The following is a 14680-nucleotide window of genomic DNA, read 5'->3' on the forward strand; positions in this document are numbered from 1 at the left end:
TTAGCCGATAAATTTGGAAGCCGCCCAACCCAGAGCCGAATCAAGCGCCCACAAGATAAGCGCCATAATCAACACGAAAACAACCACAATCGCTGTGGTCTGGGTTGCTTCTTGGCGGGTCGGCCAAACCACACGCCTGACTTCAGTTTGCGCTTCGCGCAACAGTTGCCACAACGCATTGCCTTTGGCGGTATTTACAGCCACAACCAGAGCTACCAGACAGATGGCAGTTACTGCCAACACTCGGTAAAACAAAGGGAATTCGGCATAATATGAATTGCCTGCAACAGCACCGCCCACCAGCAGCACTATTAACAACCACTTCAGACCGTCAAGACGAAAGGTTTTCGCTTCTGTTTTAGCATTCATATAAGAAGCCCTTAGCGCACTATAGATAATCTTTTAGCGCTCATAAACACAAAAGCCCCACTGACAAGTAGGGTTTTGCGACACCCCTAAGCTTATCTAAGCGGAGTGATTAAAAATGGCAGGCCAGGAGGGACTCGAACCCCCAACACCCGGTTTTGGAGACCGGTGCTCTACCAATTGAACTACTGGCCTGTACAGTGTGAGCACTTTCGCACTCAAAGATGAGAGAGCTACAGGAACTCTCCCACCTGGTGCACCACATAGAATATTGTGATGCAGAAATCAAAGATTACTCAATGATCTTAGCAACAACGCCCGCACCTACGGTACGACCACCTTCACGGATAGCGAAGCGCAGGCCGTCTTCCATGGCGATCGGAGCGATCAGGGTAACAACCATTTGAATGTTGTCGCCCGGCATTACCATTTCAGTACCTTCCGGCAGCTCTACCGCACCAGTTACATCGGTAGTACGGAAGTAGAACTGAGGACGGTAGCCTTTGAAGAAGGGGGTGTGACGACCACCTTCGTCCTTGGACAGTACATACACTTCCGCTTCGAACTTGGTGTGCGGAGTGATGGAGCCCGGCTTAGCCAGTACCTGACCACGCTCTACTTCGTCACGCTTGGTGCCGCGCAGCAGTGCGCCGATGTTCTCACCAGCACGACCTTCGTCGAGCAGCTTGCGGAACATTTCAACACCAGTACAGGTAGTAGTGGTGGTTTCTTTGATACCAACGATTTCGATCTCGTCGCCAGTGTTGATCACACCGCGCTCTACACGACCAGTTACAACGGTACCACGGCCAGAGATAGAGAATACGTCTTCGATCGGCATCAGGAACGGCTGATCTACAGCGCGCTCTGGCTCAGGGATGTACTCGTCCAGAGTCTCTACCAGCTTCTTAACAGCGGTAGTACCCATTTCGTTGTCGTCTTCGCCGTTCAGGGCCATCAGAGCGGAACCAACGATGATCGGAGTGTCGTCACCTGGGAACTCGTACTGGTCCAGAAGTTCGCGAACTTCCATTTCCACCAGCTCGAGCAGCTCTTCGTCGTCTACCATGTCCGCTTTGTTCAGGAATACAACGATGTAAGGTACACCTACCTGACGGGAAAGCAGGATGTGCTCACGAGTCTGCGGCATGGGGCCGTCAGCTGCGGAACATACCAGGATAGCGCCGTCCATCTGAGCAGCACCGGTGATCATGTTCTTAACGTAGTCGGCGTGTCCCGGGCAATCTACGTGCGCGTAGTGGCGAGTCGGGGACTCGTACTCAACGTGAGAAGTAGCGATGGTGATACCGCGCTCACGCTCTTCCGGTGCATTGTCGATACCGTCGAAAGCAACAGCGTCACCGCCCCAAACTTCCGCACATACGCGGGTCAGAGCAGCGGTCAGGGTGGTTTTACCGTGGTCAACGTGACCGATGGTGCCCACGTTCACGTGGGGCTTGGAACGTTCAAACTTTTCTTTTGCCATTGCAGCCTCCTATATATAGGCGAGCCGATAACGGCACCACCCACGTCCAGAACATGCACATCCGACCCGGAAAATCCGACCCCGGACACAAACAACCGCAAGAGCTTTCACCCTTGCGGTCATATAAAATGGAGCTCATGGGCGGATTTGAACCGCCGACCTCACCCTTACCAAGGGTGTGCTCTACCCCTGAGCTACATGAGCTAAAATCTTGCCGATAACGGCATCTTAAAATGTTGCACCCTGGAGAGCATTCCAACCAACCCCAAAACTTGGAGCGGGCAGCGGGGATCGAACCCGCATCATCAGCTTGGAAGGCTGAGGTTCTACCATTGAACTATGCCCGCTTTCGGGACCTCCATGCGAAACCGTTCGATTTCGCGCAACACCCTAAGGTGTAATATGGTGCAGGGGGGTGGATTCGAACCACCGAAGCTTTCGCGTCAGATTTACAGTCTGATCCCTTTGGCCACTCGGGAACCCCTGCTCAAAGCGGTGTGCATTGTCTACACATCTCGCTGCGCTGTCAACAATTTTTCTTTAAATTTCACATACTTAGCAGCGAAACCTAATTTTGACAGCAACGGGATGAAAATGGAGCTGGCGAGAGGAGTCGAACCCCCGACCGGCTGATTACAAGTCAGCTGCTCTACCAACTGAGCTACGCCAGCCCTATCCCGTTCATTGCCGAAGTTGTTATGTCACCCTCGTCAATGGAGGCGGGATTCTATGGGAACTTATCTCGACACGCAACACCCTTTTTGCAGATAAATCATATTTTTTATGTCGCCTATTCCAACTTGTTGAAAAAAACAGCGATTCGAGACGCCACCTGATGATTTTCTGATAAATCTGCTTTTTTGTTAGCCAAGTACTTCAGAACAAAGATTTGGGCGCCGATCCAGATCCGGGTATTCACTTTGCAGTTGTCGCCAAAATTCTTCTGCAAGACTTTCTGTGCTGCCAGGGGGCATAACTATCCACCGCTCCATATAGGTTTGCGGCTCCTCCTTGAACTGCGCGGTAACCCCCCTCTCCTTCAAAACGGCGGTATGGGACTCAGCTCGGGCTCGCTCACTGAAAATCCCAAATGAAATGCCATTTTCCAATGCGCCTTTGGGAATGACATAGCTGTCGATCCCCTGAGACTGTAGTTCACGCAAGCGATTGTAGGCCTCCCGCCTCGAACTCAGTGGCGGCAGATATACCCAGTAGCGCATCTGCCCTTGCATTTCTATATCACGCAGTTCGGCTTTAACCTGAAGGGACCGGATTCGCTGCAAGAGATCCTCGCCCTGGTACTCCTCCGCGAAAGGCCCCAACAGCGTACAAAGCTGCTCAACCTCAAAGGACTCCTTACTCAGTGCCCCAGCCTTCTCTGGAGCAGGCAGCTCTTCAGGGGATATTTCGCTAACGAGGGTAATTTTCTTTCCCTCCGACTCGAGAGGGATCGGGCTCTTGCCGCTACTTAACTGCGGAGATGGCGCTACCAACATATACCAGGCAAAAAGCACAGCGTTCAGGGCAACTAAAGAAAGGGCTATCCAGCGCATAACAGAGTAAATTTTTATGGATTACTAAGGGCCAACCCATCCATCACCAAATCGGGAACCAGGCGATGTTCGTGCTGGTAAACTGCGGAAAGCAACTGCGCATCCCCGCCGGTTAACCACAATAAAGGGGGGGAACCGGAGTGGACCTGCAATTCTTCCATTGCTCGATCAACCGCACCCAACACCATCAGCAAGAGGCCACGGTTTATCGCCTCATTGGTATTGCGTCCCGCGCCCAATGTTTTTGTCAGGGCCAGTGCCTCACGACTCTTTGCTGCATGGGTATCGACACTGAGAACGCGATTCATCAATCCGAAACCGGGAACGATATATCCCCCAATGTGGCGCCCGCTATTGTCCAGCAAATCTAAGGTGACCGCACTGCCGCAATCCACAATTAATGATGCTCGGGGAGATTGCTGGTAGGCCGCCAACATTGCCAACCACCGATCCACCCCCAGGGCGGAGTGGTCTTCATACCCACAGATAACGCCGGCACATTGAGGTGCCACTGCAGAGAATTCAGCCTCCAGTGTGAACAGGTCTCGGGCCACCTGACTCAAGAATTCAGCAACAACGGGACCGGCGACATTCACTACCCGAAAACGGTAGGGGGTTAAGTCTGCCCAACCCTCAGGCAAAACCTGCTGGCGCAACTGCCCAGTTTCGATATCACCACGGGCTATCACCTCGCCTTCGACCAGGTAGCGCCACTTACCCCGTGTATTGCCGACATCCAGCTCTAGAATCACACCTGCCCCCTCAACGAGATTTCCCCCCCATGAAATGACTTTTGCCCTTTATCAGTGTCGAGTAACAAGGCTCCTTTTTCATCGACACCGGCCGCAACACCTTCCCAGCTCAAATTACCTGACCGCAACTGAACTGGCTGCCCGGCAAACTGGTCTAGGGTTGACCACGATTCCCGGTAAGTGGCGAACCCCCCTTCCGGGTAAGTTTCCAGCATCGGTAACAGCTCGCTGAGTATCGCCGCAGTTAATTCACTGCGGCCAATACCAGGACGGACTTGCTGGAGATCTGCCCATGGTTGATCAATCTCCTCTGCTGTCTTTGCGTTGAGACCATTATTCAACCCGATACCGATAACCACTGAACAGCGGTCGGTTAAATCCCCTTTTAGCTCAAGTAATACACCGGCCAATTTACGGCCCTGGCACCACACATCATTTGGCCACTTCAGGCGCACGCCCGGTACAGAAAAACGCTCGAGCGCTTTTGCCACAGCAACACCGACGGCAAGACTCAACCCCTCCAGGCTTAGTACACCACCATTAAACTCCCAGCCCACTGAGAGGCTGATACTTGTGGCATACGGGCTGACCCAATTGCGACCACGGCGACCCCGACCGGCACTTTGCCGCTCGGCGAGAATCGCTACAGCATGCCCCTTACCTTCTTCAAAACGTTCCAGTAACAGCGAGTTCGTTGAACTCAATTCATCAAAAACCCGCAACTCGCGCAGTAGCGCTCGGGCTGAATCATCCAGCTGAGCGGTAACAGTCTGCGCAGATAGCAAGTCGAGACCTCCCGGCAAGCGATAACCTCGCCCCTTAGCAGACTCAAGCGTCAGGCCGTAGCTCTCGAGCTTTTGTAGTTGTTTCCAAACAGCGGCTCGGCTGACACCAAGCGCATTCCCGAGGGATTCTCCCGAGTGTATTTCCCCATCCGCCAGCAGCTCCAGCACCGGGCGAAGCTGTTCTAATGGTGTTTTTGCGGCGACGTCCTGCAATTTGTTCAACCTTTTACATAATGGCGGCCATAGCGATGCCCGAGGCTCGTCAGGACTTCATAACCGATAGTCCCGGCATACCCAGCGACCTCATCCACCGTAAGCTGGTCATTGAGAATCTCGATCGACTGAAGGGAGTCCCGCTCCTCTTCGCTGAGACCCGAAATATCGAAAGTGGTAGAGTCCATTGATATACGCCCGACAATTGGCAGAGGGCGGCCGTGCCCCCATCCGCGCCCCCGCCCCCCTTGGGCTCGTATAATGCCATCGGCATATCCACCCCGAGCTACCGCAAGCCAACTATCTCCGGGAACTTCCTGGGTCGCACCATACCCCACAGACCGGGACTGACTGACATAGCGCTTTTGGACAATTGGCAAGCCCAAAGTCACCGTTGGACGCATCGGGTTTTCAGCCTCAGGGACAGGGTTAAGGCCGTATAGTGCGGAGCCCGGTCGGGCAATATCAAAGTGATAGTCCTCACCCAAAAAGATGCCGGATGAGTTCGCAAGGCTGAGCTGAATATCCGGGCACAGTTCCCGCAAGCGATCGCCCGCGGTCTTAAACTCGTTCAACTGAAGCTTGTTATGCGGATGCTGGGGCTGATCTGCACAGGCAAGATGACTGAAGAACATCCGAACATCGGCGGACTCCAAGAGAGGGCGGTCCTTGAGCAGCAATTCGAACTCATCTGGGGTCAATCCCAGCCGAGTCATGCCGGTATCAATTTTTACGGCGCAAGGGGCCTCCAACTGAGCTTTCTCGCAGATTTCAACCCAGCTCTTCAATTGATCCAGAGTAAACAATGTGGGGATCAAACCCGCGCGAGCGCACTCTAGTTCAGCACCAGGCCTGACACCGGTAAAAATGACTATATTCACATCGTTGCCGAGGTCACTGCGCAAGCGCTCCCCCTCGACTTGGGTGGCCACAAAGAAATCGCGGCATCCCTGAGCGTATAGCGCCGGTGCAACATGAGCCATTCCCAAGCCGTAAGCATCCGCTTTAACCACAGCACCGCACCGGGTGCCGGCTTTCAAGCGATTAGCCAGATCCTGATAGTTATCTGCTATAGACCTCAGGTTGATACTTAATAACCCTTCACGAAAGTCACTCATACCAGTACAACTCTCTAAATCAGTAAGCTAGGTAGCTCCGAGCAGACTCTCTCGCTGCAGCGCTCGGGCACCGCCTAATATACACCCAACAACCAACAAAAGGCTGACCAGTGAGCCAGCGATCATTAGTGATATGGAGACCGTATCCCCAACCAGTAGAGCCTTAAACCACTGCTGTTGCGCGACCAGCGGGACCAACTGCCAGACAGGTTCCTCTAGCTCTATGGATGACATATCCAATATTAACAACATAGTGACAGGTAAAATCTGCAATATACTCAATTGAGTTTGAGCATCTTTAAATGACTGGGAACGCAACGCTAACAATATTTGCAGTACAGCAACCAATAGAGCCAATGGCAGCAGGGCAAGCGCCATAGCGACCATTCCACTTAGCGTAGTTGCATGTTGTATCCCCATTTCAGCCAAGGGCAAAAATGGAAAAACAGCCATTAGCGAAACTAACGCAAGAATAGAAGATAACCAACTGATACTGGCTACAGCGAGCACCTTGGCCAGGACCACCTGCCAGGCGGCCAGAGGTTGTTGCAGCAATACCTCAAAACTCATTCTCTCCCGCTCACCGGCAGAGGCATCAATGGACGAGGACAAGCAACCTATAAACAGCGTCATTATCAGGAGTGCCGGTATTGAACCAACAATCCAGGCACTGCGGGTAGAGGGGGTACTGACATCCCTGACCTGTACTTGCCAGGGTGCCATTGTTTTTAGTGGGACTCCCCTAGCGACCATTCTTTGTTGAATAACGAGCTGTTGTAGCTCACCCAGCTTTTGTTGAACATGGCTCGCGCCTTGCCCGCTGAAACGATCGGAGCTATCAACATACAAATAAATCTTGGGGCTGCGGAAATTGCGATAATCGGTAGAAAAGCCTTCGTCAATTTTCACAACTGCATCGTAACCTTCATCAAGTAAAGCCATCGGGTCCCCTTCTGACAGGCTATCCAGTTCCACCCGCCCTTTACTCAGCTGCTGCTCCAATACTGGTAAATCCTGACCGCCTAACAACGCTAGCTGAAATGTCCTCTCTCCTTGGGACTTAAACATAAACAGAGTCATTGATGCGATCATTCCGGGAAATAAAATGGCAAAAAACAACGATAAATACAGTGCTCGCCGGTCACGCCAAACCTCTAATAACTCCTTTTTCAAAAGAGCAGACATGGCGGGAGTAAATAATAGGTTTAAAAATTTCATGCCATCACCTCCCCTTTAACCCCGTAAGCCAGAGTGACAAAACTATCTTCCAGGTTTTTACAGCCTGTGCGCTCTACAAGCTCATCTGGGGTACCACTGTCGACAATAGCACCGTTAGCCATCACCAACACTCTATCTGACAACTCAGTGACTTCAGCCATAATATGGCTGGAAAATAAAATGGCTACGCCCTCAGAGCGCAACCGCAGAAGTGTTTTCCGCAGCAGTCTCGCTGCAAGGACATCAAGACCGCGAGTCGGTTCATCTAGTATCAAATGCGTAGGCCGGTGGACTAGTGCCCGCGCCAGCGACACTTTCATTCTCTCCCCCTGGGAAAAGCCTTTTGTCCGACGTTGCCACAAATCTTCTAATTCCAGCTCTTCTCGAACAGAATTCAATGCGCGCTTAAGCTCTGCCCCAAATAATCCTTGCGCACTGGCAAAAAATGATAAGTACTCCGCTACAGTAAGTCGTTCATACAAGCCTTCACGATCGCCGACAACGCCCAATTGCCGCTTTATTTCTAATGGCTTTTCGGCCACATTAAGCCCACTAACAAATACTGTACCTTCATCCGGTTTTACCAACCCCGCTATAATTCTCAGGCAAGTAGTTTTACCGGCTCCATTAGCCCCCAGCAAAGCGGTTATTTGGCCATCAGGTATATTGAAGTTCAGGTCTTTGAGTACTTTCTTTCCAGAGAATTGCTTGTGAATAGATTTAACAGCAATCATTTGTTATCCCCTTGGCTCGATAGCAACTCACTGGATACCGCTTTATCAATTTCAGGTCCAAAAGCACCCGCCATAAAAGGTGGTCTTTGAATATCCGCAATACAATCACTATCTAAAGAAGCAAGTGGAGATTTTAGAAAATCATCTATTAGCTTTGGTATACAACCGCGCATACTATTGATATGCCCACCACCTGGAACCACTACCTGTGTTAATTCTGAAAGATACCCCAAGCTTTGTTCAGCATAATAATGTGGGGTAATAGGGTCAGCCTCCCCGGAAATAATTAACACAGGATGATTTCTTTCTTCCGGGACTTCGTAAGTGATAGGAGATACGGGCCACACCTTGCAACCCTCAGCAAAAATCTCAAAAAAAGCATCACCTAAAAAGCTATTGCGAATATCTGCAGCCAGCTCTTCCTCTGTAGTGCGATTTAACTCTTCAGCGCAAGCAACTGATAAGGTGAGCCCCATAGACATACTTCCATCATCAGATAAAAGTCCAGCCAATCCCGATAGCGGCAAATAATTACCTTCCTCAGCCTGGCTAATAGCGTATGGTAACTGCGCTGCCATTTCAGGTGTGTAGAGCGCGGTCCTTATCAGGTTTTGTATGAAGCTCCGGGGAACACTTGTTTCCATTGTGCGACCAGAGTGGGGGTCCGGGAAATTCGATGCTCTTCCATCCCAGTCCCTAAGCAAGCTATCCAGGTCAGATCTCCAATCGCCAAATTCGGAGCACACCGGATCCTGACTGCAGTCTTTCTCCAATTTTAGCAGCGCCTTTTCAGCAGCTTGCGCAGTAAGAAAAACTTTTGAATCAATCGGGGCTACGGCATCCAGGATCAGGACACTCAAACTTTCGGGATACCATTGCTGGTAAAGAAGCGCTGTGCGAGTTCCCCAAGAACCTCCCCACAAAGCAATTTTTTTATGCCTCAACTGGAGGCGCACTTCCTCCAGATCATCAACCGCTTGACGGCTATGCAGGGCTTTCGCAAAGGAAGAGTTTTCAAGGTAGCAAGTTGAGAATTGATCGGTGACCGCCTCCAGATCCATATGGACTTCTCCGTCGATCCCACAATCAAATGCAGCCGAGTAACCCGAGCCGCGCCTATCGACAAGAACGATCGCCCTACTCTGATTGACTTTATATAAGGCATTTAGAATTGGGGTCAGATAACTGGCTGCCTGGCCGGGGCCACCGGCCAGTAAATAAAGTGGCTCCAGTCCAATGTCATTAACTGCTGGGGCTATCATTACCGCTAGATCTACTGCAGCTTCTCCTTCACCAACCGGTATCTTTGTACAGTGCAGAGCATGGCTCCAGCCGTCCAGGTAGCAGGGCGAGAAGTTACTCTCTTCTCTCTCCTCTGCAACTGCTGGAGATAGCCCTATAAACAAGCCGATCGCGAAGATCGCAAACCTCTGTATCCAAACCACTGACAACTCCCTATCCATCTAATTTATCCCAGCCAGTGTATCGAACCATTTTCAACATGTCGCCATTCAACAAAAGACAGATAATTGCATTTGCATTAGCACCCACCCCTGCACAGTGGTATGGTTTCTTATTTACTTGCCCATGATTGCACCCATGAGCTTTTCAGACCGAGAAAAACACCTAATCCGAGCCGCCTTTGCCTGGGGCCAAATCACACAACAGGAAGGCTATACACTTTCTGATCTTGAAATTGAAAAATCGGTTCTCTTCCGACGATTACTTGGCGGCCGGCCGCCATTGGCATTCCCGCCGCCATTGCGTCACGGATTTCCCTGGTATGACGTTATTGAAGGGCGTAGCGAACACTTAGTGAGTGCATCCGAAGCCTCACCTGAATGCAGCATCATTGCTCCGGGCTGCAAGCTCGGGGATACCTGCATTCTTATTGACGGCGCCTTTTGGCGCGTAGTCGAAACTGTTCGCGAGCACGAAGAATATATCGTTGAATGGGGCCAATACCCAATGCAGTGGCGCTTGAAAAAGCACTGGGAAGTAAACTATGAAATGACACAACAGCTTCATAGTTTTCGTAAAGATAACCCCAATGCCGAAGTGAGCTTTGACAACTATTTAAGCCAAAGGGAGTACCGGGAATTTCGCATAGACGATGATCAGACGGTATGGCTCTGTGAATGGCAATTAAGCCGCACCAGCCTCTCTGGTTGGGTATGGGTGGGGACAATACTACCTGTTCCCGGTTATCAGCTCATTCCAGTATTCGACGATGATCAAGGTCCGGTTATTCTCGGCGAGGATGGTAATTCCAATGGGCAGGCCTGGCTGCGTATTGAAGATGCCACGGATGAATACCGCTTCGTTAAACTATTGGGAACCTACGACTACCAGTCGCTAATTACTGCGAGCACCTCTGAGCTGAAGACCTTTTTACAAGATCTACAGCAAGAAGAGTTAGCAGACATTGAAGTATTGGATTGGCACCAGAACAATGCCGCACGACGCTTTGCTCTCCCTGCCGAGCTGGTTCCACTGGAAGACCTCAGTTTGAATGATATGAACTTTGAGCTCGTTCCAGATAACGCCTTTGCTTGCTAGCCCACCCAAGCCCCACCTGGTGGGGCTTTTTTTATCCCCAAATTTTTCTTCTCTCGCATACTGGCGTACCAATCAGCCGCAGTAATCCACAGATTTATCGCTCATAACACTGTTAATAACTGATGTCCGTTTTATGGCGTCTTTGTTACCAACAGAAACCATGGATAGAGCTGTGTATAACTCCGGGATATCCCCGGCCAGCCCCGTGGTTGCTTGGCTCTATTGAAGGCGGGTAAAAAAGCAGCACTTTTTGCGCGGATTTCCACAGCCAGGTGTTACTAACAGAAAGTCTGGATAGAGTTGTGCATAACTTTAATAAACGGGCTACAGGCCCCGTGGTTACAGGGGATCACTGCAGAGACTAAAAAATCACCGATATTTTTATGGGCTAATTTTAATTTTTGGCGGGAGTGGTATGGGTACTTTTCTGGTTTTTACGCGGGTTATTTTTGTTGGATTATTTTTTGAGTGAGTGCAAAGGCGTTTGGAGAGAAGATCGGTAAAGACCTATTTTTATAGGCTTTTTAGGAGAGTGTCTGTTTAAGGTGCTCAAGTAATTTTAGGTTTTTATTTTTTGTTTACTGACTGATTTTTTAAATAGAAAGTTAAGCATTAAATTTTTTCAGAGTTACTTTTATTTTTTCTATTTAATTTTTGCTAAATATTTTCTGCTTTCTCTTTCTTATTTTTGTCTTTTGTTTTTTTTGTTTTTTAAAATATTTTTTCAGCCATAAAAAAAGGGCCACCCTATTGGGTGGCCCTTTTCGGATTAGAAGCCTGACGATGACCTACTCTCACATGGGGAAGCCCCACACTACCATCGGCGATGTTGCGTTTCACTTCTGAGTTCGGCAAGGGATCAGGTGGTTCCACAACTCTATTGTCGTCAGGCAAACTGGCTTGGGTTGGCGTTGGTCTTATAAGCAAAGTGCTTGGCCTGCCGCGTTATCGCTGTTTGCCTCGGTCATATTATTGACCGGCGATAACCCCAAATAAGTCGGTAAAACAATCTGTAGTAATACACCGCAAGCGATCGTATGTCTCTAACTCACAATCCGCTAGCTTAGCTAGTCGTTAGTAACCATCTCTGTTGTATGGTCAAGCCGCACGGGCAATTAGTACTGGTTAGCTCAACGCCTCACAACGCTTCCACACCCAGCCTATCAACGTGGTAGTCTTCCACGGCCCTTCAGGAGGCTCAAGGCCTCAGGGAGATCTTATCTTGAAGGAGGCTTCCCGCTTAGATGCTTTCAGCGGTTATCCCGTCCGAACATAGCTACCCGGCAATGCCACTGGCGTGACAACCGGAACACCAGAGGTTCGTTCACTCCGGTCCTCTCGTACTAGGAGCAACTCTTCTCAAATCTCCAACGCCCACGGCAGATAGGGACCGAACTGTCTCACGACGTTCTAAACCCAGCTCGCGTACCACTTTAAATGGCGAACAGCCATACCCTTGGGACCGGCTTCAGCCCCAGGATGTGATGAGCCGACATCGAGGTGCCAAACACCGCCGTCGATGTGAACTCTTGGGCGGTATCAGCCTGTTATCCCCGGAGTACCTTTTATCCGTTGAGCGATGGCCCTTCCATACAGAACCACCGGATCACTATGACCTACTTTCGTACCTGCTCGACATGTCTGTCTCGCAGTCAAGCGCACTTATACCATTATGCTCATTGCATGATTTCCGACCATGCTGAGTGCACCTTCGTACTCCTCCGTTACTCTTTGGGAGGAGACCGCCCCAGTCAAACTACCCACCATACACTGTCCTCGATCCGGATAACGGACCAGAGTTAGAACCTCAAACATACCAGGGTGGTATTTCAAGGACGGCTCCACAACAACTAGCGTCGCTGCTTCAAAGCCTCCCACCTATCCTACACAAATAGGCTCAAAGTTCAGTGCAAAGCTGTAGTAAAGGTTCACGGGGTCTTTCCGTCTAGCCGCGGGTACACTGCATCTTAACAGCGATTTCAATTTCACTGAGTCTCTGGTGGAGACAGCGTGGCCATCGTTACGCCATTCGTGCAGGTCGGAACTTACCCGACAAGGAATTTCGCTACCTTAGGACCGTTATAGTTACGGCCGCCGTTTACCGGGGCTTCGATCAAGAGCTTCGCCGAAGCTAACCCCATCAATTAACCTTCCGGCACCGGGCAGGCGTCACACCCTATACGTCCTCTTACGAGTTTGCAGAGTGCTATGTTTTTAATAAACAGTCGCAGCCACCTGGTCACTTCGACCGGCCTCAGCTTAGGGAGCAAGTCCCATCACCAAAACCGGCGTACCTTCTCCCGAAGTTACGGTACCATTTTGCCTAGTTCCTTCACCAGAGTTCTCTCAAGCGCCTTGGTATTCTCTACCTGACCACCTGTGTCGGTTTAGAGTACGATTCACTATTACCTGAAGCTTAGAAGTTTTTCCTGGAAGCAGGGCATCAACCACTTCACCCACTAAGTGGGCTTCGTCATCAGTTCTCAGCCTTAGGGACCCGGATTTGCCTAAGTCCCCAGCCTACAACCTTAAACATGGACAACCAATCGCCATGCCGGCCTAGCCTTCTCCGTCACTCCGTCGCAGTAATAGCGAGTACAGGAATATTAACCTGTTTCCCATCGACTACGGCTTTCGCCCTCGCCTTAGGGGTCGACTAACCCTGTCCCGATTAGCGTTGGACAGGAACCCTTGGTCTTCCGGCGGGGAGGTTTTTCACCTCCCTTATCGTTACTCATGTCAGCATTCGCACTTGTGATACCTCCAGCAGACCTCCCGATCCACCTTCAACGGCTTACACAACGCTCCTCTACCATGCTCCTAAGAGCATCCGCAGCTTCGGTTATCAGTTTGAGCCCCGGTATATCTTCCGCGCAGGCCGACTCGACTAGTGAGCTATTACGCTTTCTTTAAAGGATGGCTGCTTCTAAGCCAACCTCCTAGCTGTCTGGGCCTTCCCACATCGTTTCCCACTTAACTGATATTTGGGACCTTAGCTGGCGGTCTGGGTTGTTTCCCTTTCCACGACGGACGTTAGCACCCGCCGTGTGTCTCCCGCGATTGCACTCCTCGGTATTCGGAGTTTGCATGGGGTTGGTAAGTCGGGATGACCCCCTAGCCCAAACAGTGCTCTACCCCCGAGGGTGAGACGCGAGGCGCTACCTAAATAGCTTTCGAGGAGAACCAGCTATCTCCCGGCTTGATTAGCCTTTCACTCCGATCCACAGGTCATCCCCTAATTTTTCAACATTAGTGGGTTCGGTCCTCCAGTTGATGTTACTCAACCTTCAACCTGCCCATGGATAGATCGCCGGGTTTCGGGTCTATTGCCTGCAACTAAACGCCCTATTAAGACTCGATTTCTCTACGGCTCCCCTAAGCGGTTAACCTTGCTACAGACAATAAGTCGCTGACCCATTATACAAAAGGTACGCAGTCACCCCGAAGGGCTCCTACTGCTTGTACGTATACGGTTTCAGGTTCTATTTCACTCCCCTCTCCGGGGTTCTTTTCGCCTTTCCCTCACGGTACTGGTTCACTATCGGTCAGCTGGGAGTATTTAGCCTTGGAGGATGGTCCCCCCATATTCAGTCAAGATAACACGTGTCCCGACCTACTCGATTTCACTCTAAATGCCTTTTCGTGTACGGGGCTATCACCCTGTATCGCGGTACTTTCCAGAACCTTCCACTAAAACATAAAGAGCTTAAGGGCTAATCCCCGTTCGCTCGCCGCTACTAAGGGAATCTCGGTTGATTTCTTTTCCTCCGGGTACTTAGATGTTTCAGTTCCCCGGGTTCGCCTCCATAACCTATGTATTCAGTTATGGATACTCCTAAAAGGAGTGGGTTTCCCCATTCGGACATTCTAGGATCAAAGCTTGTGTGCCAGCTCCC

10 protein-coding genes, 5 tRNA genes and 2 rRNA genes (1 of these 17 cut by a window edge) are annotated in these 14680 nt (G+C 50.6%); 1 reads left to right on the forward strand and 16 read right to left on the reverse strand.

Annotated features, from left to right (window positions below; translation table 11 throughout):
- From secE to ACJJI5_RS21425, 14 genes are all read right to left on the reverse strand, one after another.
- Complete coding sequence (secE, locus tag ACJJI5_RS21360; protein ID WP_108731643.1) at positions 1-369, reverse strand: preprotein translocase subunit SecE; 369 nt, start codon at positions 367-369, stop codon at positions 1-3.
- 116 nt (positions 370-485) lie between these two features.
- Positions 486-561 (reverse strand) — tRNA-Trp (locus tag ACJJI5_RS21365).
- 97 nt (positions 562-658) lie between these two features.
- The gene (tuf, locus tag ACJJI5_RS21370) at positions 659-1852 is read right to left on the reverse strand and encodes an elongation factor Tu (RefSeq protein ID WP_108731642.1); all 1194 of its coding nucleotides are present in this window, start codon (positions 1850-1852) and stop codon (positions 659-661) included.
- A gap of 129 nt (positions 1853-1981) precedes the next feature.
- Positions 1982-2056, reverse strand: a tRNA-Thr gene (locus ACJJI5_RS21375).
- 69 nt (positions 2057-2125) lie between these two features.
- Positions 2126-2199, reverse strand: a tRNA-Gly gene (locus ACJJI5_RS21380).
- A 56-nt stretch (positions 2200-2255) separates the two neighbouring features.
- Positions 2256-2339: transfer RNA gene (locus ACJJI5_RS21385), tRNA-Tyr, on the reverse strand.
- Positions 2340-2447: 108 nt separating this feature from the next.
- Positions 2448-2523 (reverse strand) — tRNA-Thr (locus tag ACJJI5_RS21390).
- A 192-nt stretch (positions 2524-2715) separates the two neighbouring features.
- A complete protein-coding gene (locus tag ACJJI5_RS21395; RefSeq protein WP_413664282.1) occupies positions 2716-3405 on the reverse strand; it encodes an SPOR domain-containing protein in 690 nt (229 codons plus the stop codon).
- Between the two features lie 14 nt (positions 3406-3419).
- A complete protein-coding gene (locus ACJJI5_RS21400; protein ID WP_413664281.1) occupies positions 3420-4157 on the reverse strand; it encodes a type III pantothenate kinase in 738 nt (245 codons plus the stop codon).
- Positions 4154-5155 (reverse strand): bifunctional biotin--[acetyl-CoA-carboxylase] ligase/biotin operon repressor BirA, encoded by a 1002-nt coding sequence (gene birA / locus ACJJI5_RS21405; RefSeq protein WP_445355124.1) that lies wholly within the window; start codon positions 5153-5155, stop codon positions 4154-4156. Before birA ends, ACJJI5_RS21400 begins: the two co-directional genes overlap by 4 nt.
- A gap of 5 nt (positions 5156-5160) precedes the next feature.
- The gene (gene alr / locus ACJJI5_RS21410; RefSeq protein ID WP_444895287.1) at positions 5161-6273 is read right to left on the reverse strand and encodes an alanine racemase; all 1113 of its coding nucleotides are present in this window, start codon (positions 6271-6273) and stop codon (positions 5161-5163) included.
- A gap of 27 nt (positions 6274-6300) precedes the next feature.
- Complete coding sequence (locus ACJJI5_RS21415; RefSeq protein ID WP_444895288.1) at positions 6301-7491, reverse strand: ABC transporter permease; 1191 nt, start codon at positions 7489-7491, stop codon at positions 6301-6303.
- Positions 7488-8225: an ABC transporter ATP-binding protein gene (locus tag ACJJI5_RS21420; protein WP_444895289.1), complete on the reverse strand. Its 738-nt coding sequence runs from the start codon at positions 8223-8225 to the stop codon at positions 7488-7490. Before ACJJI5_RS21420 ends, ACJJI5_RS21415 begins: the two co-directional genes overlap by 4 nt.
- The gene (locus ACJJI5_RS21425; protein ID WP_445355125.1) at positions 8222-9688 is read right to left on the reverse strand and encodes an alpha/beta fold hydrolase; all 1467 of its coding nucleotides are present in this window, start codon (positions 9686-9688) and stop codon (positions 8222-8224) included. Before ACJJI5_RS21425 ends, ACJJI5_RS21420 begins: the two co-directional genes overlap by 4 nt.
- A gap of 136 nt (positions 9689-9824) precedes the next feature.
- Here ACJJI5_RS21425 and ACJJI5_RS21430 point away from each other — a divergent pair, with 136 nt between their 5' ends.
- The gene (locus ACJJI5_RS21430; RefSeq protein ID WP_445355126.1) at positions 9825-10784 is read left to right on the forward strand and encodes a hypothetical protein; all 960 of its coding nucleotides are present in this window, start codon (positions 9825-9827) and stop codon (positions 10782-10784) included.
- Between the two features lie 775 nt (positions 10785-11559).
- Here the strand turns inward: ACJJI5_RS21430 and rrf are convergent.
- Positions 11560-11675: ribosomal RNA gene (gene rrf, locus ACJJI5_RS21435) — 5S ribosomal RNA — on the reverse strand.
- A 203-nt stretch (positions 11676-11878) separates the two neighbouring features.
- Positions 11879-14680: ribosomal RNA gene (locus tag ACJJI5_RS21440) — 23S ribosomal RNA — on the reverse strand (it continues 80 nt past the right edge of the window).

The organism is Microbulbifer maximicatervae (SeqCode) (assembly GCF_052467955.1).